This is a genomic window from Nonomuraea maritima (genome assembly GCF_900100395.1).
GTDB classification, from domain to species: domain Bacteria; phylum Actinomycetota; class Actinomycetes; order Streptosporangiales; family Streptosporangiaceae; genus Nonomuraea; species Nonomuraea maritima.
Genome location: NZ_FNFB01000043.1, coordinates 1 through 23,347 on the forward strand (window position 1 = coordinate 1; position 23,347 = coordinate 23,347).

The following is a 23,347-nucleotide window of genomic DNA, read 5'->3' on the forward strand; positions in this document are numbered from 1 at the left end:
GTCAAGGAGGCCTACGACAAGGGCTACCTCGGCAAGGACATCTTCGGCTCGGGCTTCGACCTGGAGCTGGTCGTGCACAGCGGCGCGGGCGCGTACATCTGCGGCGAGGAGACGGCGCTGCTCGACTCGCTCGAAGGCTTCAGGGGTCAACCGCGACTCAAGCCTCCGTTCCCCGCTGTGGCGGGTCTTTACGCCTCGCCGACTGTCGTGAACAACGTCGAGTCGATCGCCAGTGTCCCCTCGATCATCGACAAGGGCGCCGACTGGTTCGCGGGAATGGGCACCGAGAAGTCCAAGGGCTTCGGCATCTTCTCGCTGAGCGGCCACGTCACCCGCCCCGGCCAGTACGAGGCCCCGCTCGGCATCACGCTGCGCGAGCTGCTCGACATGGCGGGCGGCATCCGCGAGGGACACAGCATCAAGTTCTGGACCCCGGGCGGGTCCTCCACGCCGATCTTCACCGACGAGCACCTGGACGTGCCGCTCGACTTCGAGGCGGTCGGCGCCAAGGGCTCCATGCTCGGCACCCGCGCGCTGCAGATCTTCGACGACACCACCTGCGTCGTCCGCACCGTGCTGCGCTGGACGGAGTTCTACGCCCACGAGTCCTGCGGCAAGTGCACGCCATGCCGCGAGGGCACCTACTGGCTGAAGCAGGTGCTCAAGCGACTGGAGGCGGGCCAGGGCACGGAAGAGGACCTGTCCACGATCACCGACATCGCGGACAACATGCTCGGCCGCTCACTGTGCGCGCTGGGCGACAGCCTGTCGAGCCCGATCCACTCCTCGGTGAGGTACTTCCGCGAGGAGTACCTCAAGCACTTCGAGATCGGCGGCTGTCCGTTGGACCCGAAGAAGTCCACCCTCTGGGGGTGAGTACCTCGGCCCTGCCGATCCACGGGTGTCCCCAAGGGCACTCTGACAGGAGCAACTTGCCGACACCCGCGACATGTTCGCGGTGCACACCATGTTCGTCGCGAATAGCTGAGGAACTCGAGGAGGGCATCAGTGCTCTGCTCGCGACAAATGAGCCGCGCTGTCGGCCGCGGTGAGGCAGCGGCGCACGAGTGCGAGAGTCCGTTCCGTGACCCTGTCGAGGGGGGTGCCGTTCTCGACGGCGGCCAGGGCTGTGTGCAGCATTCCGGCGATCAGGTCGGCCGTGAGCGCGGGCTCGGGAACGCCGAGTTCTCGGACGGCGGCGCGGAACGGCTCGACCTGTTCCAGGTGGAGTTCCATCAGCCGCTGCTGGCAGGCCGGCGGAAGGCCGGCGTTCATGAGGGCGACGGCGGGCCGGTGAGCGCCCTCGGCACCGAGGCGAAGACTCTCACCGAAGAAGGCTTCGACGCGTTCCAGCGGTCCGTTCGCGGTGGCGAGGACTCTGGTGAGTGCCTGGTTGGAGCGCCGGAAGGCTTCTTCCGTGATGGTGGCCAGAAGGGCTGCCGAGGAGTTGAAGTACTGGTAGACGCTGGAGCGGGCCAGGCCGGCGCGGGCGCCGACCGCCGCCGGTGTGACGGCGGCGGCGCCCTCGTTGACCAGGATGTCGATCGCCGCCTCGATCAGTGCCTCGCGTTGCTGGGCGCGGTGCTCGGCGACGGTAGCGGCGTTGATCTTCGGCATGCGGGACGGGCTCCTGGAGAGGCGGACGGGGCCGGGAGCGAGGTTGCGGCCGGCGGCCGCCGGTCAGGACAGGCGGCCGTCGACCATCTCGTGGACCCGGTCGGCTGCGTCCATTATCGCCGTGTCGTGAGTGACCATGACCGTGGCCGTGCCGCGCTCATGGGTCTGCTCGGCGAGCAGCTTGACGGCCTCGGCCGAACGGACCCGGTCCAGCGCCGAGGTGGGTTCGTCCACCAGCAGGACGGCGGGGGCGGTCATCAGAGCCCGGGCCAGGCCCGCGCGTTGGCGCTCACCGCCGGAGAGCTGGTGCGGGCGGGACCCTGCCCGGTGGGTGAGCCCGACGGCCTCGATGAGTTCGTCGGCCCGGGCCCGGGCCGCGGCGTCGAGGCGGCCGTCGATGTGCAGGGGCAGCAGGAGCTGTTCCCTGACGGTGAGGGAGGCCAGCAGGTTCGACTGCTGGAAAACGAAGCCGATGTGGCGGCGGCGGGCGGCGGTACGTTCCTTGTCCGACAGGGCGGTCAGCTCGGTGCCGGCGATGTGCACGGTGCCCGAAGTGGGCCGCTGAAGGCCGCCGGCGACGGCGAGGAGGCTGGACTTCCCGGATCCGGAGGGGCCGACGACGGCGACGAACTCGCCGGGCGCGACGGCCAGTCCGACGTGGTCGAGGGCGGTGACGGCGGCGTCGCCGTCACCGAAGGTGAGGGTGACGCCGTCCAGGCGCAGTCCGCCGGAGCCCGTGGTGTCCGCGGCGGCCTGGTGGTCGGTGGCGGGTGTGGTCATCGGGTGGCTCCCAGAGCGGTCAGCGGGTCGACGGCGGTGATGCGGCGGACGGCGACGACGGCGCCCACGGTCCCGAGGACGATGAGGAGGCCGGAGGAGGTGGCGATGGACGAGGCGGAGAGGGAGAAGGGGGCCTTGCCGATCATCGCGCTGCCCAGGGCCAGGCCGACAGCGGTACCGACGACCGTGGCGCCGACGAGCACGGCGACGACCTGGGCGAGTGCGTCGCGCAAGATGTATCCGGTGGGGGCGCCCAGCGCCTTCAACGGGGCGATCTCGGCCTTGCGCTGCACGGTCCAGACGGTGAAGAACGCGCCGACGACCAGGGCGGAGATGGCGTACAGGAAGCCCTTGATCAGGGCCATGGTGCTCGACTCGGCCGTGTAGCCGGGGGACGCGCCGAATGTGGCCTCCTTGGTGTCCGCGCGGGTGGCGGTCGCCTTCTCCACGTCGGCGACGTCGGCACCCGGCTCCAGGGTCAGGGCGACGGCCGTGGCCTGCCGGCCGGCGGCCTCGGGCAGGTCACCCGGCAGGCCGTAGTGGAGGTGACGCCAGGTGTCGAGGTCGGCGTAGGCGACGCCGATGTGGCCGTAGGAGACGGTCTCGTCGACCAGGCCCACGACCTTCAGCTGCACCTCGCTCCTGTCCGCGGTCAGAACGTCCCCGACCTCCACGCCCAGATCGGCGATCTCCCGGGTGATCACGATGCCCGCACTCCCCTCATCCAGGCCCGCGCCCTTGCTGGGGCTTGGTGCCAGGGGAGAGTCCGGTGCCATGCCGAAGACGGCGAGGTTGACCTGTTCGCCCTTCTTGGCCCCCTGGGTCACCTGGGCGTTGGCCAGGGTGTTCCCGAACGGCTCCGCCCGCTCCACCCCCGGTGCCTCGGACCACGCCTGCCAGTCCTCCCGATCCACGGTCGAACGGGAGAACTGCTCGCTGGTCGCCTTCTCGTCGAAGGCCATATGGGTCACGGGCAGAGCGCGCAGACCGGATATACCGGCATCCGCCAGACCGGCGGCAAGCCCGGACAGGAGCACGCCGAGTACGGCGATGAGCGCGACCACCGCACCCATCAGGGCGAAGCGACCGCGGGCGAAGCGCAGATCGCGTAGGGCAAGGAACACGAAGCTCTCCGAACAATGGAGGAGATGAGGGCACGACAAACTGGGCACGCCGTCTCTTTGCCTTAACTTGACGACGTGAATGTCGGCATCTTACCGAATGTTACCGACACATCCGTCGGTACGTTGTGCCGTGTGTGCCCCGGGCGCTCCCGGCGGGACTGTCACGAGGCACCGGTAGCAATCGCGGATAATCCAACGAACCTATCTCCGAACTGCGGTTATTCGCCTTCATGGGACGGTTGACGATCTTCGCCGCTACAGTTCGTACTGGTTGTAGCGCTTCCGGGGAGGTTGATGGGGTTGGCGACCCAGTTCTTCGGATGCTGGAGCAGTATGGGCGGCGGGCGCAGACCCGCAGTGATCATCTGAAGCTGCTGCTTGAGTACCTGGACTGGAAACCGGTTCCGACCAGAGGCGAGACGCTGAAGGAGCTGGAACAGTTCCTGCTGGACCGGGCGATGGAGCACGACTCACCGTCGCTGGCGAGCCTGCTGATGCTGACGGCCAAGTCGCGGCACAAGAAGGCAGAGAACGTCCGCCGCTACTTCAAGCCGTCGCCGGACGCCATCGCCGAACTCGCCAGCCTGCTCGCACCCGGCGACACACGCCGAGGCGGCGGCACGTGACCGAGTCGGCCAACCCGTCGACCCTGATCATCCCGACCGACCCGAAACCACCGAGTCCTGGAGCTGACATGGCTGACATGATCGTGCCCGACCCCGTCACGCGGGACATTCTCGCGACCTTCGAAGAGGTGCGCTACCAACTGTTCGGGCGCCTGGAGGGCCTGACCGACGCCGAGTACCACTGGGAGCCGGTCGGCGACTGCATCGGCATCCGCCCCGGCGACGACGGCCTCTTCCGCGTCGCCACGCTCTTTCCGGAATCGAGTCCGGACGCGCCGGACCCCGTCACGACGATCGCCTGGCGCATCTGGCACATCGGCAACCTCTGCCTGCGAGGCTACGTGATCTACCTCTTCGACGACGTTCCCGACTACGGCGACCGCGATGTGTGGCCGGGCACCGCCAAAGAGGGCATCCAGGCGCTCGCCGAGGACTGGGAGCACTTCATCTCCCGTATCGCAGCCCTCGGCGACAAGCGCCTGTTGGCGCCGATAGGCATGGGCCCCGGCGGTTGGGCCGATGAGACCTATCTGAAGCTCGCGCTGCACGCTCTGAAAGAGGCCACACATCACGGCGGCGAGATCGGCCTGCTGCGCGACCTGTACCTGCGCGAAGGCGTCTGATTTCGGCGGTGGGCGACCTTGTCCGGCGGCCGTGTGCCGCCAGACAACGGCCAGGGTTGGCGGCTATCTCCCTGTGACCTTCTTCTGGCCCATCAGCTTTGATTATCCGCGATTGCTACCGGCACCCCCAGAAGGCTAAGCGCTGATCACGGGTTCCTCAACGCTGCCCAGCATCGTCCCCGAGCGCGCGCCATGGTGTCCTCGATTCTTCAGCAGGTGAGTGCGGGTTGATGCTGGACGGCGACGGCGCGGAAGAAGGCCAGGGCGCCGGCGACTGGCTCACCCGCAGGGTCAGGTCACGCCGAGGCCGCGCAGGAAGGCGTCCGCGACGAGGTCGGCCGCCTGCGGGGGATCCACTGCGGGGAACCGGTGGGCGATGCTGTCGACGAGTGCGTCGAGGACCGCACGTGCCCAGGCCGCATCGATATCGGCGCGCAGGTAGCCCTCATCGCAAGCGCGCTGGATGAAGGTGCTCAGGCGCGCACTCTGCGCTTCACGGCGAGCGCTGGCTTCGGGGTCCTTCTGCATCATGCGGCGCGTGTCGACAGGCCACTCGCGGCTGACCGGGATGATCCCCTCCAGATAGCGGTGGAGAGCGACCGGCACCGGGGCCTCGGTCAGCCGCGCCTCGTCCAACACCCGCTCGGCCGAGTCGAGTTTGGCCTGGAAGACGGCGCGCAGCAGCGCCTCCCGATTCGCGAAGCGGCGATGAACGGTGGTGCGGTCGACGCCCGCCGCAGCGGCAATGGCCGCCATCGACGTGCTCGGATCCTCCGCCAGGAGGCGGGCCCCGGTGCGGAGGACGGAGGACAGGTTGCGTGCGGCATCGGCTCTCATGGTCCGGCGATCCTAACCAGCAGTGGTGATTACAGCGCCATCATCCCACAGTGAGGTACATCTCAGCTATTTATTGCAACATAGATGTTGCAGTTGACGATGAAACGTCTACATTGAGATGGCGCCCTGGAGGGCGGCGAGAGACAACGAGATGATGAGGAGAACGCCATGTCACGGACGTGGTTGATCACCGGTGGTTCCCAGGGGCTGGGCAGGGCCCTGGTTCTTCAGGCTCTTGAGGACGGTGATCGAGTCGTCGTAACGTCCCGCAGGCCGGAGGCTCTGGCTGATCTGAAGGCGAAGTATCCGGAGCGGCTGGAGACCGTGGCGCTGGATGTCACGTCGCAGTCCGAGGCTCGGGGCGTGGTGGCGGCCGCAGTGGAGCGATTCGGCACCGTCGACGTCGTTGTGAACAACGCGGGTTACGCGACCAGCGGTTCGATCGAGGACTTCCCGGAGGACGAGTTCCGGGCGCAGGTCGAGGCGAACCTGTTCGGTGTGATCAACGTGACCCGGGCTGCCCTGCCCGTACTGCGTGGCCAGCGGTCCGGGCACATCGTGCAGATCTCGTCCATCGGCGGCCGGGTCGGCGGCACGCCCGGGCTCAGCGCCTACCAGACAGCGAAGTTCGGAGTCGAAGGCTTCTCCGAGGTGCTGGCGAACGAGGTGGCCCCGTTCGGCATCAAGGTGATCATCGTGGAGCCGGGCGGTATCCGCACCGGCTGGGCCGCCGGCGCCGCGAAGCCGTCCGGACCCATCGCTCCTGACTATCAGCAGACGGTCGGCGCATGGCTGGAGCAGTTTGCGGCCTACAGCGGCAACGAGCCCGGTGACCCCGCCCGAATGGCCCGGGCCGTCATCGCCGCCGTGGACGCGCCCGAGCCCCCGCGCCGGCTCCTGCTCGGCAGCGACGCCCTGGAAATCGCTGTCAGCGCGGAAAAGGCTCGCCTGGCCGAGGCCGACACATGGGCCGAAGCGAGCCGCTCCACCGACCACCAGACCGCGTAACGACCCTGCAGCTTCGCGTGCCGTCGGTCGCCTGCCCGACGGCACGCGACCACGGGCCCGGCGACAGCACGGATACCCGCTCGCTCCGGTGGTCTCCTCCACCCCTGCGGCATCGCCCGGGACGCACGCCCGCCCGGGCCCTGAACCCACCACGTTTCACACGAAGAGATCGACAGACATGACTGTTCGCGACAAGCTCTACATCGGCGGCTCCTGGGTCACCCCCAGCAACCCGGAGCTGCTCGACATCCTTTCGCCCCACGACCAGTCGGTGCTGGGCCGCGTGGCCCAGGCCGCACCCGCCGACGTGGACGCGGCCGTCGCCGCGGCCCGCGAGGCCTTCGACCACGGCCCCTGGCCGCGCACCACGCCCGAGGAGCGGCAGGAGATCATCCGGCGCTACGACGCCCTGCGCACCGCCCGTGCCGACGAGGTCGCCGCGGCCATCTCCGTCGAGAACGGCTCGGCCGGCTGGTTCACCAAGGTCGGCCAGCCCTTCCTGACCCGCCAGGTCAACGCTTACCTCAAGGCGGCCGAGGAGTTCGGCTGGGAGGAGGTCATCGAACCCTCCGACCCGTCGGTGGCCTTCGACACCATCGTGCGGCGCGAGGCGATCGGCGTGGTCGCCGCCGTCATCCCGTGGAACTCGCCGTTCTCCGCAGCCACCGCCAAGCTGGTGCCGGCCCTGCTGGCCGGAAACACCGTCGTCCTGAAGGTCTCCCCGGAGAACTCTCTCAGCATGATGCTGCTGGCGGACCTGTGGCACGAGGCCGGGCTTCCCGCGGGCGTGCTCAGCATCCTTCCCGCCGACCGCGAGACCAGCGAGTACCTCGTCTCCCACCCGGACGTCGACAAGATTGCCTTCACCGGCTCCACGCGTGCCGGCCGGCGCATCGCCTCCATCGCCGGCGAGCACCTCAAGCGGGTCAGCCTGGAGTTGGGCGGCAAGTCCGCGGCTCTGATCCTGGAGGACGCGGACCTGGACGCCGCCGTACAGGGCCTGCGCTTCGGCTCCCTCGCCAACAACGGCGAGGCCTGCATCCTGCAGACCCGCATCCTGGTCCCCCGCGAGCGTTACGAAGAGGTCGTCGCCGCGCTCAAGGACATGGTCGAATCGCTGAAGGTCGGCGACCCTTCCGCCCCCGACACCTTCATCGGCCCGATGATCCGCCCCGACCAGCAGCAGCGCGTCATCGACTACATCAACATCGGCATAGCGGAGGGCGCCCGCCTGGTCACCGGCGGCCCGCACGTCCCCCAGGGCCTGGAAAAGGGCAACTACGTCACCCCGACCCTCTTCGCCGACGTCGACAACTCCATGCGCATCGCCCAGGAGGAGATCTTCGGCCCGGTCCTGGCCGTCATCGCCTACGACGACGAGGACGACGCCGTCCGCATCGCCAACGACTCCGAATATGGCCTCTCAGGCGGCATCTGGAGCGCCGACCCCGAGCGCGCCCTGGCCGTCGCCCGCAAGCTGCGCACCGGAACCATCACCCTCAACGGCTCGCCCATCAGCTTCGACGGCCCCTTCGGCGGCTACAAGGCCAGCGGCCTCGGCCGCGAGTACGGCAAGGTCGGACTCACCGGCTACATCGAGCACAAGTCCATCACCCGGCTCCGGCAGCCGTAGCCGACCGGAGAGGCGCAGACCTACCGGGCCGGGACCACCCGCAGTGCGCTCGGCAGGCCGGCCCGGCCTGCCGCACCCCCTGCTCGACGCCGGCACGTCCTGAGCAGCACGGGGACGAGCAACGTGAACCGAGCCGGGCCGGGCCGATCCGAGCCGTCGGTCGCACTGTCACCGGCGACGCCCCGGCGAACCGCCGCCCCGGGCGGCCCGAACCGCTGCGACGCGCCCGGCCCACCTCCTGGCCGTGACCGCTCGCCGCAATCGCTGTACCGGCGTGCCACCCGCATGCACGAGACCCGCGACCTGTCCCGCGCCGTCGTCAAGACGCCCCCGTTTCCCCGGAGAGACAACCCCATGCCCAGCAAGTCCACCCGCCTCATCTTCGCAGTCCTCGCGAGCGGGGCGGGCGTGTTCTCCATGCTGCAGTCACTGATCGCGCCGGCTCTGCCGACTATCCAACACGCACTGCACACCTCCCAATCCACCGCCACCTGGGTAATGACGGCCTACCTGCTGTCCGCCTCGGTGTGCACCCCGATCATCGGCCGGGTCGGCGACCTGGCCGGCAAGAAGCGCACCCTCGTCGCAGTCCTGCTGACCGTCCTCGCCGGCTGTCTGCTCGCCGCCCTCGCTCCGAACGTCGGCGTCTTGATCATCGCCCGCATCATTCAGGGCGCCGGAGGCGCGGTGTTCCCACTGTCCTTCGGCATCATCCGCGACCAGTTCGAACCCGGCAGGGTCAGCGGCAGCATCAGCAACCTGTCCGCCGTGATCGCCGCCGGCGGCGGCGTCGGCATAGTCGCTGCCGGTCCCATTGTGGCCGGGCTCGACTACCGCTGGCTGTTCTGGTTTCCCGTCGTCATCGTCGCCGTCACCGCCCTGCTAGCCCTGCGCTATGTCCCCGAGTCGCCCCGACGGGCGAAGGGGCGGGTCAGCTGGTCCGGCGCGGTGCTGCTGTCCGGATGGCTGGTCGCGCTGCTCCTGTCGGTCAGCCGCGGCAGCCGGTGGGGCTGGAGTTCCGCTGCTGTGATCGCGCTGTTCGCCGCGGCCGTCGTGCTCTTCGCCCTGTGGCTGTTCGCGGAGTCCCACTCCCGCAGCCCGCTGATCGACCTGCGCATCATGCGCGTGCGGTCCGTGTGGACCACGAACGCCGCCGCTCTGCTGTTCGGCGCAGGCCTGTCTTCGGTCTGGTCGTTCCTGCCCGGCTTCGTACAGACACCCCGCTCCGCCGGCTACGGATTCGGCGCCAGCGTCACCACGTCCGGACTGCTCATGCTGCCCATGCTGATCGCGATGTTCGTCGCCGGTGTGGTCAGCGGGCGCCTGGAACCCAAGGTCGGCGCCAAACGCCTGCTGATCTCGGGGGCCGTCTCCGCCGCGGTCGCCTGCGCCATCCTCGCCCTGTGGCACACCCAGCAGTGGCAGATCGCCGTCGCGGCGGGCGTTTTCGGCCTCGGCGTCGGTCTCTCCTTCGCATCCATGGCCAACCTCATCGTCGGCGGCGTACCTGCCGAGCAGACCGGCGCCGCGACCGGCATGAACGCCAACCTCCGCTCCATCGGCGGCGCCATCGGAACCGCGATCACCAGCCTCCTGGTCACCAGCCACCTCCAGCCCTCCGGCCTGCCGTACGACTCCAGCTACACCCACAGCTTCTCCGCGCTGACCCTCCTCCTGCTCGGAGCCGCCCTCGCCGCCGCCCTCGCCCCGGCCCGCAAAGCCGTCCGTACGCCCCACCTCCAGCCGACTCCCGCCGCCGCAGAGTAAACAGGGACCACCCACGGCTGAGCGGCCCCGACGGAGGTACTGTGCGTTGGGTGACGGTTTCAGGCAGGCCGTGACGGCCGGTGATCGTGCTCCGTCCCTCACCGCCGCGCCCACCAGTACAAGGGCTTGGCTTCGGAGGAGATCGGCGCGCTGTCCGCCGCACCCATCCGCGCGTTCCTGGCCGAGCTCGCCGAGCTGTCGCCGGCCAGCCGCAAGCGCAAGCGCGCCGCCGTCGCCTCCTTCACCAAATGGGCCGCCCGCCACGACCTCCTGGACGCCAACCCGATTGACCGCATCGACACCATCAAGGCGCCGAAGAACCTGCCCCGCCCCGCCGCGGCCGCCGACGTCGCCAAGGTTGCGCGCAGGCCGGGGTCGAGATCGACATCCACCAGTTGCGCCACGCCCCCGCCACCGAGCTCATCAACACTGGCGTCTCCACGGAGGCCGTGCGCTGCCGCCTCGGCCACGCCTCCACCGAAACCACCCGGCTGTACGCGCTGCTGGACGACAAGGTCGCCGACGCCGAGATCCGCGGCCAGGCGATCCGCTGACGACAAACCGCTCAGGGCCATCGCACGCTCTCGCACCATCAGCACAGGTCAGAAATGGGTTCGTTGGATTATCCGCGATTGCTACCGGGACCCCGTCGCCCCTGGCGATGTGACCTGGTATCCGCATGGGATTCGCCCGGGTCCGCCGACCGTCCGGACCGCTCACGAGGCTCGGTCACCGAGGTGTTGATCACGGCGTCGGAGCGGGGCGAGAAAGCCCGCCGTCTCGGCCCGGGAAACGGCGGACCATCATCGCGGAGAGCTCTTCTCGCCGCACTGCGGGGTCGGGAGAACAGCACCGGGGCAGCGTGGCTCGCTCAAGGATGAGATGTACCTCGCACTACGAAACAGGAAAAGGCCACGCCACCCCGGATCATAGCCTGCAGCTATGAAAACGAGACCTATGATGTCTAGGACGTATCGATGCTGGATATCTAGCGTCAGATGCGTGACTGCCACGACAGAGCGCGGTATCTCGCCCGCGTCCGTTAATTACCCGAAGAAGGCTCCAGTGAGGAAGGGGCTCGACGGGTTTCTCCGCTCCTCGAACGGCCAGAAAGTCGTCATGGCCGTCACAGGTGCCGTGATGGTGCTCTTCCTCGTCGCGCACATGCTCGGCAACCTCAAGATCTTCCTTGGCCATGGTCCGTTCAACGAATACGCGCACGCTCTGAGGACGCTGGCGGAGCCGATCCTCCCGTACCGCACCTTGCTGACGATCGCCGAGACCGGGCTGTTCGTGTCGGTCGTCCTGCACCTGTGGGCGGCCATCTCGCTCTCCCGCCGCGCCTCGCACGCCCGCCCGGTCAAGTACGTCGCCAAGAAGCCGCAGGCCGGCGGCTATGCCACGCACATCATGCGCTGGGGTGGCGTGACCATCGTGCTGTACGTCGTCTGGCACCTGCTCGACCTGACCTTCGGCGTGGTCAACCCCAAGGGCTTCGACAGCGAGCCCGCCGACCGGATGGTCGCCGGGTTCAACGCCTCGCGCTGGTACGTGACGTTGATCTACGTCGTCGCCGTCGTCATGGTCGGCCTGCACCTGCGCCACGGCATCTGGAGCGCCTTCCAGACGCTCGGCTGGGCCAACCGCGCCCGCTACCGCGCCCTGCGCGCTACCTCCACCGCGGTCTCTGTGGTGCTGGTGCTCGGGTTCCTGTCCGCGCCCCTCGCGATCACGTTCGGATTTGTGAAGTGAGCACGCCGACGGTTACGACGAAAGCGCCAGCTGCTCACTGATCGACCGTGACCGCGAGAAGCGGCAATGTTCATCCGCTGATCGTCGCGAACTCTTCGTGTTGCCCCGAAAGCCAAAGATCTACCCGGGCATGACTAACGGGTTTCCGGGCTACGTCGTCAAGATGACGTGCAAGCAACTACGCCGCCGACAACGTTCGACGTCCGTGATTCTGCGCCGGCCCTGGAAGGAGTACCGCGGCGGGTGTCAGACACACGCCGGATAAGATCCGACTTGCTTGTCCTGGTTGATGGTTCCGTCCGCGCTGGTCACGGATCACGTTTCGGCGGTGCCGACAGCGGGGTGTGGTAGCGGTGACGACGCCGGCGATCGCACTACTTGATGCCCAGGGCACCGTGATCAGATGGACACGAGCCGCCGAAGAACTCCTCGGATACCGCGTTGCCGACATCGTCCACCGGAGCGGCGACGTCCTGCTGATGCCCGCCGACCGTACGGCGCGGGTGCGCGCCTGGGTCGGAGATCACGGCCACCGGGACCACTGGTCGGGTCTCGTCGAAGCCCGGTGCCGCGATGGCCGTCCGGTCCTGCTGCGCCTTGACGTCTGGCGGCTGTACCTGCTGGACGGCGGCACCGCCTGGCTCGTGTCGGCAACCTCCGCGCACGCGGATCGGCCGGCGAACCAGCTGCTGGAGCCCTTCTTCAGGCCCTCCCTCGTGGCCGTGTCGCTCTGGGACGGTGACCTCCGGTGTGTCGGCCGCAACGAGACGGCGCGATGCCTGCAGACGACCCTCGTGAACGGCCGGGTCGGAGGGCCACTCGAGGAGTTCAAGCCGACGTTCGACAGTGCGAGTCTGGTGGCCGCGTTCCGGCAGGTGCTGTCCGACGGCGTCCCGGTGATCGCCGGCGAGTCGCCCTGGTTCCCGGCCACCCAGCACGAGGGCCACACCTTCACGGGCTCCTTCTTCCGCCTGGAGGGGGAACCGGGCCGGCCTCCGGCCGTGTGCTCGCTGGTCTTCGACGTGACCCACGCCCACACCCGCCAGCGCCTGGCGCTGCTGCTCGAAGCCGGCGCACGCCTCGGCGCCACGCTGGACGTCGCCGGGACCGCGCAGGAACTGGCTGACCTGGCCGTGCCGGTGTTGGCCGACTACGTCGCGGTCGACCTCGCCGGCTCGATCCTGCCGGACGACGAACCGCTGCACCGGCTGTCCGTCTCGGACGTGAGCATCCCCGTATTCCGCCGCGCGGGCGTGGCGTCGATCCACTCCATGCTCCCCGAAACACTGTGGTCCCTCGGGGACGCCGTCTTCGTCCCGCCCGCGTCCCCCTTCATGAAGGTCATGGCCACGCGCGCATCCCATTACGAGCCTGTGCTGGACACCTCGCCCGGCACGTGGCTCGACCAGGACCCCGACCGAACAAAGATCGTCAGCGAAACCGGCATGCACAGCCTGATCATCGTTCCGCTCCTGGCCCGCGGCGCAGTCCTGGGTATCGTCGTGTTCGTCCGTACCGACAACCCGGCGCCGTTCACCGCGGACGATCTGGTGATCGCCGAAGAGTTGGTCGCCCGTGCCGCGATGAGCATCGACAACGCCCGCCGCTACACCCGCGAGCACACCGCCGCCCTCGCCCTCCAACGCCACCTGCTGCCCCGTAACGTGTCCGGCGGCGATGCGCTCGAGGTGGCCGCGGGCTACCGGCCTTCCGACATCCACGCAGGCGTCGGAGGTGACTGGTACGACGCCATTCCCCTGCCCTCCGGTCACGTCGCCCTGGTGGTCGGCGACGTGACCGGCCACGGCATACACGCCGCGGCGACGATGGGACGCCTGCGCACCGTCGTACGCACCCTCGCCTACCTGGGCATTCCGCCGGACGAGCTGCTCACCCACCTCGATCGGCTGGTCGCGCGCATGAGTGAGGAGGGCGCCGTCGTCCACGGCACGGGGCCCGAAACCGTAGCCGCCACCTGCCTGTACGCGGTCTACGACCCGGTCACCCACCACTGCACCATGGCCACCGCCGGTCATCCGCCCCCCGCCATCGTCGACCCGGCCGGTGACGTCATGTTCCCTCGTCTCGTGGCCGGCACCCCTATCGGTCACGGCTGGGTTCCTACCAGTCGCTCGACCTGCACCTCGCCGAAGGCAGCCGGATCGTCCTCTACACCGACGGCCTGATCGAGAGTCGTGAGAGGGATCTCGACGCGGGGATGGAGCGGTTGCGCACCGCTCTGACCTTGACGACACTCCCGGTCGTGGACCTCTGCGAGGTGGTGCTCGACGAGCTGACAGGCGAGCACAACGAGGACGACGTCGCTCTACTCGTGGCCCGCACCCTCTAAAACAAGATCGTCGCGAGCTCAAGGTCGCCCGTCGTAGTTGAGAGGATCCTCAGCGTCCCTCAGCGAGGCCACAGGGTGGTCAGAGCAAGCTCTCATCAGGTCCCCCGACAGAGGTGAGGTCTGGATGAGAGCTGAGGCGTCACGCAGGTGGCCGTACGTTGCGGCGGTGTGGACCTCGGTCTATGGAGTCGCTCACGTGTGGTGGCTGACCGGACCGGGGGCGGCGTCGGCTCCCCCTGAGGAGAAGTTCTCGCCTGGCCGGTGGGCGGCGGTTACGCTCGCCTTCATAGCCGCGGCGGTGTGCTCAGCGATCGCCGCGGGGGTTCGGCACCACTGGCCGGCACCTGCGCGATGGGTGTTGGTGGCACTGGCGTGGGTGGTCGGAGCGGGATTGATCGCCTATTCGTACATGCTCGCCATCAGCCTCGCCACCCTGCTGTTCGACCAGGTTGACCACTGGGGCAGCCTGTTGACTCGTGCGGCTGGAGCGACGGCGGGCGTTCTGACGGTGGCGTGTGCCGTCGCCGAGCAGCGCAGGGTCCGGCAAGCCTGCTCCTACTGCGCCCGAGTCCACGGCCGTTCGCCGGAGCGGCGCACCGATCCCACACCACGCTGGGCCTACGTCGCCGCCTATGTCGCGATCGCTGGTTGCACAGCTCGTGTGAGCGTGCTGGTACTCGACTCCGTGACAGCGCGCACGCCGCTGCCCTTCGCGCTCGGTTCATCTTTCGGCAACTTCGTCGTCCTGCTGACCCTGGCCGGCACCCTTCTGCCACTGGCATTGGTCCATCGGTTCGGCAGGATCTGGCCGCGCTGGGTGGTCCTGCTGGCAGGACGTGATGTGCCGCGATGGCTCGTGCTCGGACCCGCGTTGTCGGTGGGCGCGGGCATGGCCGGCTACTTCGGCGTGGCAGGGATGACGGCATGGCTCCTTGGGAGGGGCAATCTGGACCAAGCCCCGGTCTGGAAGGTGTCGATGGAGATGTTCGGCTACACATCATGGGGCCTGGGCCTGCTCGCCGCCGCAATGTCCTACTACGCCTTGACCAGGCCGAACTGTCCATCGCCCAACCGTACGGATATCCCGGTCAGCTCGCGCGCCCGCTCCACGAGAAGTGGGATGAGGTCCAGTAACTCGACGTCATAGCCATCGGCGACCAGCCACTCGGCATGCACGCCGGTGCCACCCTAGCCGGAGCCGGCGGAAGCATCCGGCGCAGGACATCTTGTGTCCGCCAGAACTCCAACCGGTCGCGCCCTTCTCGAAGGCGGCTGTGCTCTTTGTCCCGTCCGTAGTAAGCGAGCAGCTCTTCTTTCATCGCCATACTCGATCATGGCGGAAGGCGAGATCGGCGGCAGAGACTTTCGGGTCGGCTCCAGGTCGAGGTCGGTCGACCCGCTGTCATGAAGGCAGGCAACTGTTCTTGTAGTGCGCGACCGGCCCCTTATGCTCGGCCCATGCCCGAACTGATCCCGCCCACCGTCCGCCTGCACGCCGCATGGCTGGAGGCGCGCGATGAGTGGGGTCCCGGCGTCCACGAGGACGGGTTCGGTATCGAGCCGTCCGATGAGGTGGACTCGCCTGCGGGGTTCGCGGCCTGGGTCGCCCGGCTGGACGTCGGCCGGGTGCGCTGTACCTATCGATGGATCGTCGAGGGTGACCGGGTGCTGGGCGCGATCGCGCTACGGCACGAGCCCAACGACTTCGGCCATATCGGGTACGGCATCCGCCCGTCCGCGCGGCGGCGCGGGCTGGCCACCTGGGCGCTGGGCCGGATCCTCGACGAGGCGCGCTCGCTCGGCCTGGGCAGAGTGCTGATCGCGTGCGCCGCGGACAACGTCGCCTCCGCGAGGACGATCGAGCGTCAGGGCGGCGTCCTTGAGGACGTCCGGGAGACCGAGCACGGCGCCATGCGACGTTACTGGATCACTGTCCAAGGCGCACCGAGCCCACCGGCCTCATACTGTGCCCCTAACCCCTGACCAGGGGAAACGCGCTGAGAGGCTCCAGGAGCGCCCCCGTGGCCCCTGGAGCCTCTCCCATTCGGAGTGCCGAGTTCGCGTCTCAGCGTCCATTACAGAAAGATCATTTAGCTGTGCCAGGACCTCGCGAACCCGACATTGAGCCATAAAAGCTGCGGATCGTACCGCGCTGCGATGGAGAAGCTTGCCCCCACCCGCCTTTGGCGAGGGAAACCGGACTACCGCACTAGTCCCGTGTTCGGGGCGGGGGCAAGCTGGTCTGTAAGGTCTGACCGATGCGGGGATGCTTGCTCCCACCCGGCTCATACCAGGTCGGACCCCTGCACAGGGTGGGAGCAAGCCGTCTCGGGGGTGGCCCGGTACCGCCGGACTTTCGCCGCCCGCACGGCACCGAACGCACCGCCCAGGCCGGCGTCCGCCGCTACCCACAGGGTCAAGGTCGGTGGCCGAAACCCGGAGCGTCATGACCCGGAGCCGTCCCAGCGCCTGCTGGTGCAGGACTGCCGAGAGCTGCAGGCGCAGCTCTCGGCCGGCTGGATCCAGGTGGGGGCTCACGACGAGGGGTCTCCGGTCTGGTAACTGGTGCGTTCCGTATGGGTTGTGGGAGTTTCCACCGAAGCGCTTGATCTTGTCGGCATGTGGGCTGCTCTGTCAACCACTCAGACCAACTTGGCCAGATTTGTGTACTGTGGGCGTCCACTACGAAGACCACAAAGGGGCTGCCGCGCGAAGAGGTGCGGTGCCGGAGCGTATGGGAGGTGCGGCGCTTGGCGACGTTCGCCGAACGCCTGACCAGGGCGCTCGAACGCGACGGCCGGTCGAACCGATCGATCGCCGCGGCGATCAGGGCCAAGGGCGGCGTCAAGATCACGCACGCCTACATCAGCCAACTCGCCAAGGGCGTGCGCCCGAACCCCTCGCTGGAGCACACGAGGGCGCTCGCGGCCGAGCTCGGAGTGCCGATCAACTGGCTGGCTGGAGAGGATGTCCCCGCCGGGCAGCCGTCGCCGGAGCTCGACGAGACGGCGCTGCACATCGCGGCACGGTCGACGGGGCTGTCGGAATTGTCGCTGGAGATGATCCGGCAGATGATCGAAACCGCCCGCAAGGCCGAAGGGCTGCCCCACAACACCCCTTGACCGGACCAGTGGTGCAAGCGCTCGGTACCCTTTCGAGCCTGAATTCCGGAAAGGCGAACCACCGTTGCGTGTACCCCCCTCCGTCGCGGCCGCGCTGAACGCGGTACCGCCACCGCACCCCTTCGACCTCGACCTGTACCTGTCGCTGGTGCAGGACGCCAGGGGTCGCCGGATCCTCATTCACGACCTTCCCCGCGCGGCTGTGGCCGCGGTGTGCGGTGCCTGGATTCCCTGGGAAGGCGTCGACCACGTGTTCATCGACCCGGCCGCGGACGGACTGCACCGGGACCACATCATCGCTCACGAGATCGGCCACATGTTCCTTGATACGACGGCCGGACGGAACTCCGGCATCGACACCACCTCCTTACGGTTACTCCTCGCCACGGTCGGCGCCCCGCCGACCGTGGCCGTCGCCGCCCGTTCCGGCACGGACGCCCATGAACGCGACGTCGAACTGTTCGCGCTGCTCACCGTCACCGGTCAGGCCCCGCCCAGGCAGTCCAGCCGCATCGACCGGGTCTTCTCCGCCCTGGACTACCCCTGATGACCACGCAACTGTTCGCCGTCGTCGTGGTATGGGCCGTCACCATCTGGCGGGCCGTACGAACCCGGACACCCCGCGGCCGCACCGGGCCGGCCATCGCCGTCCTCATCGCCCTCGCCGGACTCGCCGTGGGCCTCACCACGTCGCTCACCCCGGCGGCCGAATGGCTCGACAGCCTGTACGGCGTCCCGCTCAGCCCCGTCGTCAAACGCCTGGCCGGCCTGGTCGGCGCGTACGGCATCGCCGCGCTGATCGCGTCGATCCTGGGGCGTGGCGGGCGCGTCCTCGCCGGCGGCGCCATCGTCGCCGGGGTCGCGACCCTGGTGTCGTACCTGGCGGGCGGCTACCGCTGGGGCGAGCTTGAAACGTTCCTGGCCGCCTCGCCCTGGCCGGACGTCCCGGACGGCACGGTCGCGTCGACGCGGGTCTACTTCGGCATGTGGGACGGCTACCTCGGGCTCGTCCTGGCCGCGCTCGCCGTGACGCACGCCGAAGCGATGTGGAGGACCCGCGGCTGGGTACGCCGCACCCAGTCGGGGGCGTTCACGGGGGCCGGCCTGATCGGAGTCGGCTCCCCCGTCTCCACGCTCGGCGCGCTGACGGGCTGGTGGACGTACGACCTCGAGACCGCCCGAACCTGGTTCATCTACCCGTGCGTGCTGCTCGTCGTGTTCGCGCTCATCCTGCCCACCGTGGTGCAAGGCCGGTCGATCGTACGCGGCTGGTGGCTGTGGTGGCGGCTCGGCCCGATGTGGCGGCGACTCACCGCGGCGTTCCCGCCGTCGGCGCCTTCCCTCGACGTCAAGGGTCTGGAAGCCCGCCTGTACGTGCGCGTGCAGGAGACCTTCGACGCGATCGGCAAGGCGCTCACCGTACTGGATGCACCCGACCGTCGCGGCCGGGGCAGCACGAGCGAGGCCGCCGTGATGCTCTACCGGGCACTCGCGCTCGCCGAGCTGGGCAAGGCGGCGGATGTGCCGCCCGTCGTCGACACGCCGGGCCTGCCGGACGCGGCGTCCACGGACTTGAGGGAGGAGGCGGCATGGCTGCTCGCGGTGTGGAGCAAGCTGCAGAGGACCACCGCGCAGACGGTGGCGGACAACGACAAATGGCTCGTCGTGTGACAGACCTGTTCGCCCCCATGTGGATCGTGATCACCTTGCCCCTCGTGGTGGGCGCGGTCTCGTCCGGGTGGACCGGGTTCGGCTGGGGGCTCCTCTCGGCCGCCCTGTGCGGCGGCATCCCCGCCGCGGCGATCTTCGTCGGCGTCCGCAAGGGGTGGTTCGGCGATCGGCACATCGGCGACCGGCGGCAGCGGCCGAAGCTGGTCGTGTCCGTCCTCGTCCTGGTGGTGCTCGCCCTGTTGTTGCTCGTCCGGCTCGGCGCTCCCCCGGTGAGCGTGGCGTGCGTGGCCATCATGCTGGCCACGCTCGGCGTGGTGGTGCCGGTCACCCTCGTGTGGAAGATCTCGTTCCACACGGCGGTGGCCGCCGGCGCCGTGGTGATGCTCGCCGCAGTGCTGCCCGCGCTGCCCGTGTACGCGGTGGGCGCCGCGGTGGTGGCACTGATCGGCTGGGCCCGCACACAACTCCGCGACCACACCCCGGCTCAGGCACTCGCCGGCGCCGCCGCCGGCGCGGTGGCGACGTGGGCGACGCTCGCGATCCTGCTGTGACGGTGGTCCGAGGGCTGCGTCCGGCGGTCACGGCCGCACGACCCAGCAGCTGCGTAGCAGGCCGAGGCACAACAGCGGTGCGGGCTGCTGCGGCGCCCAGGCCCTGACCGGCGCGGGCGGCGATCAGTTGCCAGGGCGCTTGGGCCGGCCCGCCCGCCAGTGAGCACAGCCCGAAGACGGCCAGGGGACGCCCCATCTACGCGGCGGCTCAGCCGCCCTTCAGGCGCAGTTCCGCCGCGACCGCCCGCTCCCGTAGCTGCGCCGCCTCGGCGCGCGCCGAGTCCAGCTCAGCCCGCAAATCCTCCAGCCGTACGCGCTGCAGCCGCAGCTCCGCCTGCAGCCGATCGGACTCCTTGACCGCCGCTTCGGCGCGCGACTTCTCCCGTGCGACCAGCTTGCGCTCCCGTGACAGCGCCGTCGCGGCCTCCGCCTCGACCTGCGCCACCTTCTCCGTGAGCCGCTCCACCTCGGCCGCCGCCCGGGTGGACTCCCCGAGCGCCACCGCCCGCCCCCGTTCGGCCTCGACCACGGCGCGCTCGGCGTTCAGGGCACGCTCCCCGGCGCGGTCCCGCTCCTGCGCCGCCGCCCCGGCCCGCGCCTCAGCGGCGACGACCTCGCGTTCGGCCTGCTCACGGGCACGGACGGCCGCCGCCATGTCCTCGCGGGCGCGATCACGTTCCCGCCGCGCCTCTTCGGCGCCCTCCTCAGCCCGTACGGCCTGCGCACGGGCTTCCTCCGCCTGCCTGTCGGCCAGCTCGACCCGTTCGGCCATCTCGGCGAGCGACTGCTCCATGGCCTGCCGCGTCAACTCGGCTTGACGGGCGGCCTCCTCCGCGCGCCGCTCCGCCAGCTCGGCCCGCCGCTGCGCCTCCTCCACCGTCTGCAACGCCTGCCGTTCGGTGCTCGCCGCCTCCCGCAAGGCTGCCAGCGCCTGCTCGCGGGCACGTTCGGCGTCCGCCAGCGCGGTGTCACGCTCGCTCTGGGCTTCCTCAAGCTGCTGACGCATGTCGGCCGTCTGCCGGCGAGCGTGTTCGGCGGCCTCGCGTGCCAGCCTTACCTGCTCGAACGCCTGCTCCCGCTCCGTACGGGCGATCGCGATGCGCGTGTGCGCCTCGGCCTGCACCGCGCTCAGCTTGGCCTCGACACCCGCCGGACTCAGCTCCTCGGACAGCGCCCGGGCGAGCGGCTCGATAGCCGCGGCCAGCCCGCTCTCCATCCTGTCGTACAACTGCTCGGCCCTGGCCAGGGACCCTTCCAGGCCAGGCGTCGCCCGCCGCAGCTCCCGTTCCCGCTTCGCCGCCGCCTGACAGTCCTTCTCCGGGCAGTACGCCTTGGGTCGCCCCCGGCCACCCCGCTGCTCAATCGACGCTCCACAGTGCTTACAAGGCGTCACAACTCCGCTCTCCACAGTCACGCGATCATTCTAGCATTTTCGATTTTCCAGAAAATCAAAATCAATAAATCAAATCTGTTGCGCGCCCCTCAGCCTGCTCCAACTTGCGAGAATGCAGAATTCCCGCAAGTAACTCACGAGAGCGTCTGACGCGGCTCTACGCCCACCCGTTCTGGCTCAGCGAAGGAGAAGCGGGAAGCGCAGGCGCGCTGACTGAACTGCGCCGGGATTGATGGAGACTCTGATGTGCCCCTAGCTGGAGCGGTTCTTTCTGGAGGACGTCGACCGCGATCTGATCGCCCGGCGACGCTCCACGCACCACCAGCTCGGCTTCGCGCTCCAGATGTGCACGGTGCGCTACATCGGCCGGTTCCTCCCGGACGACCTCCTGGATGGGGGCAGACAAGATAAGCCGGGAAGGGGCAGTGGGCAGATCACAGGAGTGTGGACCTGTGGGAGGACTACTTCCTGGGGAGACGGTGGCCGCGGCGGTTGAGGGGGGCCGCGACGCGTTCGCCGCCGCCTTCGGTGGCCGGGGTCGGGAACTCGAGGATCGACACCCTGGGGCCGTCACAGGAGGGGCGGAAGGTAAGGCTTCAGTCTTGCGTAGGCGCTCGCGTGACAAGCCCAGGTTGCCTGGCCGTCAGGGCCACGCTCCTTATCGGCACAGGCTGCGCTCGGCGGTCGTGATCAGCGTCTTTGCGACCTCATCGACGGATAGGGCTCGGCCGGTGTACAGCAGGTCGAAGCTGTCGAAGCTCGTCAGCAGCCAGAGCAGGTTGGCGGCCCGTTCGGCGGTGACGTCCGGACGCAGCACCCCCTGATCGGCCAGGCGCTGCGCGAGGTAGGCCATTCCGCTGGATCGGCCTTGCTCCAGCCGTTGGACCGCCCCACCGACCGCGTCGGCGTCGAGTAAGGCCATCGAGGACAGCACGCGCAGCACGTCTCGATGGGCCGCGTACATGTCGACGACGCCCCGGATTCCGCCGCGCAGGCCCTCACGCGCATCCGGGTGAGCCGCAGCTTGGAGCATGCGTTCGAATCCGCCGCGCTGCAGGAGATCCGCCCCGAGTGCCTCGAACAGCCCCGCGCGTGAGCCGAAGGCCAGATAGACGGTGGGGCGCGCCACGCGAGCCAGTTGGGCAATGCGGTCGATGCTGACCGGCTCCGATGGCGCCGCGCGCAGTCGTTCGTAGACCGCGTCGAGGATGCGGCGTCGGGTTTCCTCCGCCGCCTCTGCGCGCAGGCGTTGTTCGTACTTGCGGATGGCCATGGCCAGCATCTTAGCATTGACTTGACAGCATGTATTTTGAAATACAAGCTGTAATGCGAAATGAGTGAGCCGAAAGCTGGGCTGGTAAGCCAGCGTGACGGTGACTTCCGAAAGCTCGAGGTGAAGAGGAGCCGGTCATGCAGGTGATGATCCGCTGCAAGGTCAAGCCCGATGAGGTAGCGCGCAACCTGGAGTTGCTCGAGACCGTCTATGAGGAACTGGAGTCGGTCCAACCGGACGGCCTGCGTTACGCGACCTTCCAGCTCGAAGACAAGGTCACCTTTGTGGCGTTTGTGGAGATGGAGGACGGCCCTGGAGTGCTACGGCCGCTGGAGGCGTTCCAGCGCTACCGGGCGACCCTTGACGAACGGTGCGACGAGCCCTCGGTCATGACCATGCTGCACGAGGTCGGCTCGTACCGCTTCCACTGACGACGCCAAATCGCTGCCGCTGCAGCCGTTTTCAGCGGCGGGCCCGACCGCCCGTCTCGCAGGTCGAAACAACCACACCAGCTTCCCGAAAGGTGATCCGCCATGCAATCACCGACCGAACCGATCACCATCAACCAGGTAGACCACACCACGGCACTGAAGGTGACGATCATCGTTGGCAGCACTCGCCCGGGCCGTAAGGCCGACACCGTGGCCCGCTGGGTTCACGTCCTCGCTGCCGGCCGCGATGACGCGACCTTCGAGGTCGTGGACATTGCCGACTACGCGCTGCCCCACCTCGACGAGCCCATGCCGCCCCGCGGCGGCCAATACAGCCGCCCCCACACCCGCACGTGGGCTGAGAAGGTCGGTTCGTTCGACGCCTACGTCTTCGTGACCCCGGAGTACAACGGCTCGATCTCCGGCGCGCTCAAGAACGCCATCGACTTCCTCTACGCCGAGTGGAACGACAAGGCCGCGGGGTTCGTCGGCTACGGCATCAACGGCGGCATCCGCGCCGTCGAACACCTACGGCTGGTCCTGAGCGACCTCAAGGTCGTCGACGTGCACTCCACCGTCGAGCTCACCTTCGCCGACGATTTCCAGGAGTTCACCCGGTTCACACCGAGCGACCTCCAGGAGAAGAACGTCACCACCATGCTCGACGAGCTGGTGGCACGGGGCACAGCACTCATGCGGCCAGGCCGGTCGCGGTGAAGTCGACCTCCTTGTCTCCGGATCTCCATCATCCGGTACTCAAGGTGTCCACACCTCGGGGGCAGGGCCCGA

26 protein-coding genes are annotated in these 23,347 nt (G+C 68.7%); 19 read left to right on the forward strand and 7 right to left on the reverse strand.

Annotated features, from left to right (window positions below):
* Nucleotides 1-876, forward strand: an 876-nt coding sequence (locus tag BLR04_RS36780) for a complex I 51 kDa subunit family protein (protein ID WP_090773802.1), incomplete at its 5' end; no start/stop codon positions are given.
* A 129-nt stretch (nt 877-1,005) separates the two neighbouring features.
* Here the strand turns inward: BLR04_RS36780 and BLR04_RS36785 are convergent.
* From BLR04_RS36785 to BLR04_RS36795, 3 genes are all read right to left on the reverse strand, one after another.
* Nucleotides 1,006-1,617 carry a TetR/AcrR family transcriptional regulator gene (locus BLR04_RS36785; RefSeq protein ID WP_090773803.1) on the reverse strand — a complete coding sequence of 204 codons (612 nt, stop codon included), beginning with the start codon at nt 1,615-1,617 and terminating at the stop codon, nt 1,006-1,008.
* A 63-nt stretch (nt 1,618-1,680) separates the two neighbouring features.
* Nucleotides 1,681-2,397 carry an ABC transporter ATP-binding protein gene (locus BLR04_RS36790; RefSeq protein ID WP_090773804.1) on the reverse strand — a complete coding sequence of 239 codons (717 nt, stop codon included), beginning with the start codon at nt 2,395-2,397 and terminating at the stop codon, nt 1,681-1,683.
* Nucleotides 2,394-3,521 (reverse strand): ABC transporter permease, encoded by a 1,128-nt coding sequence (locus tag BLR04_RS36795; protein WP_090773805.1) that lies wholly within the window; start codon nt 3,519-3,521, stop codon nt 2,394-2,396. Before BLR04_RS36795 ends, BLR04_RS36790 begins: the two co-directional genes overlap by 4 nt.
* Nucleotides 3,522-3,841: 320 nt before the next feature.
* Between BLR04_RS36795 and BLR04_RS36800 the strand changes: the two genes are divergently transcribed.
* Both BLR04_RS36800 and BLR04_RS36805 read left to right on the forward strand, forming a co-directional pair.
* Nucleotides 3,842-4,147 (forward strand): DUF4158 domain-containing protein, encoded by a 306-nt coding sequence (locus BLR04_RS36800; RefSeq protein WP_090773806.1) that lies wholly within the window; start codon nt 3,842-3,844, stop codon nt 4,145-4,147.
* A gap of 68 nt (nt 4,148-4,215) precedes the next feature.
* A complete protein-coding gene (locus tag BLR04_RS36805; RefSeq protein ID WP_090773807.1) occupies nt 4,216-4,770 on the forward strand; it encodes a DinB family protein in 555 nt (184 codons plus the stop codon).
* A 291-nt stretch (nt 4,771-5,061) separates the two neighbouring features.
* Here the strand turns inward: BLR04_RS36805 and BLR04_RS36810 are convergent, their stop codons facing one another.
* Complete coding sequence (locus BLR04_RS36810; protein WP_090773808.1) at nt 5,062-5,607, reverse strand: TetR/AcrR family transcriptional regulator; 546 nt, start codon at nt 5,605-5,607, stop codon at nt 5,062-5,064.
* 168 nt (nt 5,608-5,775) lie between these two features.
* Between BLR04_RS36810 and BLR04_RS36815 the strand changes: the two genes are divergently transcribed.
* From BLR04_RS36815 to BLR04_RS36825, 3 genes are all read left to right on the forward strand, one after another.
* Complete coding sequence (locus tag BLR04_RS36815; protein ID WP_090773809.1) at nt 5,776-6,615, forward strand: oxidoreductase; 840 nt, start codon at nt 5,776-5,778, stop codon at nt 6,613-6,615.
* A gap of 178 nt (nt 6,616-6,793) precedes the next feature.
* Nucleotides 6,794-8,248 carry an aldehyde dehydrogenase gene (locus BLR04_RS36820; RefSeq protein WP_090773810.1) on the forward strand — a complete coding sequence of 485 codons (1,455 nt, stop codon included), beginning with the start codon at nt 6,794-6,796 and terminating at the stop codon, nt 8,246-8,248.
* A gap of 285 nt (nt 8,249-8,533) precedes the next feature.
* A complete protein-coding gene (locus BLR04_RS36825) occupies nt 8,534-10,015 on the forward strand; it encodes an MFS transporter (protein ID WP_218129309.1) in 1,482 nt (493 codons plus the stop codon).
* Nucleotides 10,016-10,113: 98 nt separating this feature from the next.
* Here BLR04_RS36825 and BLR04_RS42130 read toward each other — a convergent pair whose 3' ends face one another.
* Entirely contained in the window at nt 10,114-10,419 is a 306-nt protein-coding gene (locus BLR04_RS42130) for a hypothetical protein (protein WP_245740951.1), read from the reverse strand.
* Between BLR04_RS42130 and BLR04_RS42135 the strand changes: the two genes are divergently transcribed.
* The 10 genes from BLR04_RS42135 to BLR04_RS36875 all read left to right on the forward strand — a co-directional run bounded on the left by BLR04_RS42135 (nt 10,411) and on the right by BLR04_RS36875 (nt 19,461).
* Nucleotides 10,411-10,569, forward strand: a complete 159-nt coding sequence (locus BLR04_RS42135; protein ID WP_245740953.1) for a tyrosine-type recombinase/integrase — start codon at nt 10,411-10,413, stop codon at nt 10,567-10,569. The genes BLR04_RS42130 and BLR04_RS42135 overlap by 9 nt on opposite strands.
* A gap of 406 nt (nt 10,570-10,975) precedes the next feature.
* A complete protein-coding gene (locus BLR04_RS36835; RefSeq protein WP_090773836.1) occupies nt 10,976-11,767 on the forward strand; it encodes a succinate dehydrogenase/fumarate reductase transmembrane subunit in 792 nt (263 codons plus the stop codon).
* Between the two features lie 353 nt (nt 11,768-12,120).
* Nucleotides 12,121-13,953, forward strand: coding sequence for a SpoIIE family protein phosphatase (locus BLR04_RS36840; RefSeq protein ID WP_143022376.1), 1,833 nt, complete (start codon nt 12,121-12,123; stop codon nt 13,951-13,953).
* Complete coding sequence (locus BLR04_RS42520; RefSeq protein ID WP_342672331.1) at nt 13,929-14,117, forward strand: SpoIIE family protein phosphatase; 189 nt, start codon at nt 13,929-13,931, stop codon at nt 14,115-14,117. Before BLR04_RS36840 ends, BLR04_RS42520 begins: the two co-directional genes overlap by 25 nt.
* Before the next feature lie 361 nt (nt 14,118-14,478).
* Nucleotides 14,479-15,264, forward strand: a complete 786-nt coding sequence (locus tag BLR04_RS36850) for a hypothetical protein (RefSeq protein WP_143022377.1) — start codon at nt 14,479-14,481, stop codon at nt 15,262-15,264.
* Nucleotides 15,265-15,575: 311 nt separating this feature from the next.
* Nucleotides 15,576-16,100 carry a GNAT family N-acetyltransferase gene (locus tag BLR04_RS36855; protein ID WP_090773814.1) on the forward strand — a complete coding sequence of 175 codons (525 nt, stop codon included), beginning with the start codon at nt 15,576-15,578 and terminating at the stop codon, nt 16,098-16,100.
* A gap of 767 nt (nt 16,101-16,867) precedes the next feature.
* Nucleotides 16,868-17,239 carry a hypothetical protein gene (locus BLR04_RS36860; protein ID WP_090773815.1) on the forward strand — a complete coding sequence of 124 codons (372 nt, stop codon included), beginning with the start codon at nt 16,868-16,870 and terminating at the stop codon, nt 17,237-17,239.
* A gap of 64 nt (nt 17,240-17,303) precedes the next feature.
* The gene (locus BLR04_RS36865; RefSeq protein WP_090773816.1) at nt 17,304-17,786 is read left to right on the forward strand and encodes a hypothetical protein; all 483 of its coding nucleotides are present in this window, start codon (nt 17,304-17,306) and stop codon (nt 17,784-17,786) included.
* Nucleotides 17,786-18,910 carry a DUF6545 domain-containing protein gene (locus BLR04_RS36870; RefSeq protein ID WP_090773817.1) on the forward strand — a complete coding sequence of 375 codons (1,125 nt, stop codon included), beginning with the start codon at nt 17,786-17,788 and terminating at the stop codon, nt 18,908-18,910. Before BLR04_RS36865 ends, BLR04_RS36870 begins: the two co-directional genes overlap by 1 nt.
* Nucleotides 18,911-18,927: 17 nt before the next feature.
* Nucleotides 18,928-19,461 carry a hypothetical protein gene (locus tag BLR04_RS36875; RefSeq protein WP_245740965.1) on the forward strand — a complete coding sequence of 178 codons (534 nt, stop codon included), beginning with the start codon at nt 18,928-18,930 and terminating at the stop codon, nt 19,459-19,461.
* 208 nt (nt 19,462-19,669) lie between these two features.
* Here the strand turns inward: BLR04_RS36875 and BLR04_RS36880 are convergent, their stop codons facing one another.
* On the reverse strand, nt 19,670-20,854 hold the full coding sequence (locus tag BLR04_RS36880) for a coiled-coil domain-containing protein (RefSeq protein WP_245740957.1): 1,185 nt from the start codon (nt 20,852-20,854) through the stop codon (nt 19,670-19,672).
* A gap of 271 nt (nt 20,855-21,125) precedes the next feature.
* Between BLR04_RS36880 and BLR04_RS42920 the strand changes: the two genes are divergently transcribed.
* Entirely contained in the window at nt 21,126-21,350 is a 225-nt protein-coding gene (locus BLR04_RS42920) for a DUF4158 domain-containing protein (RefSeq protein WP_425413473.1), read from the forward strand.
* 162 nt (nt 21,351-21,512) lie between these two features.
* Here BLR04_RS42920 and BLR04_RS36890 read toward each other — a convergent pair whose 3' ends face one another.
* Nucleotides 21,513-22,127, reverse strand: coding sequence for a TetR/AcrR family transcriptional regulator (locus BLR04_RS36890; protein WP_090773837.1), 615 nt, complete (start codon nt 22,125-22,127; stop codon nt 21,513-21,515).
* A 137-nt stretch (nt 22,128-22,264) separates the two neighbouring features.
* On the opposite strand from BLR04_RS36890, the gene BLR04_RS36895 reads away from it, so the two are divergent.
* On the forward strand, nt 22,265-22,558 hold the full coding sequence (locus tag BLR04_RS36895; protein ID WP_090773821.1) for a hypothetical protein: 294 nt from the start codon (nt 22,265-22,267) through the stop codon (nt 22,556-22,558).
* 102 nt (nt 22,559-22,660) lie between these two features.
* Nucleotides 22,661-23,275, forward strand: coding sequence for an NADPH-dependent FMN reductase (locus tag BLR04_RS36900; protein ID WP_090773822.1), 615 nt, complete (start codon nt 22,661-22,663; stop codon nt 23,273-23,275).
* The last annotated feature ends 72 nt before the right edge of the window (nt 23,276-23,347 follow it).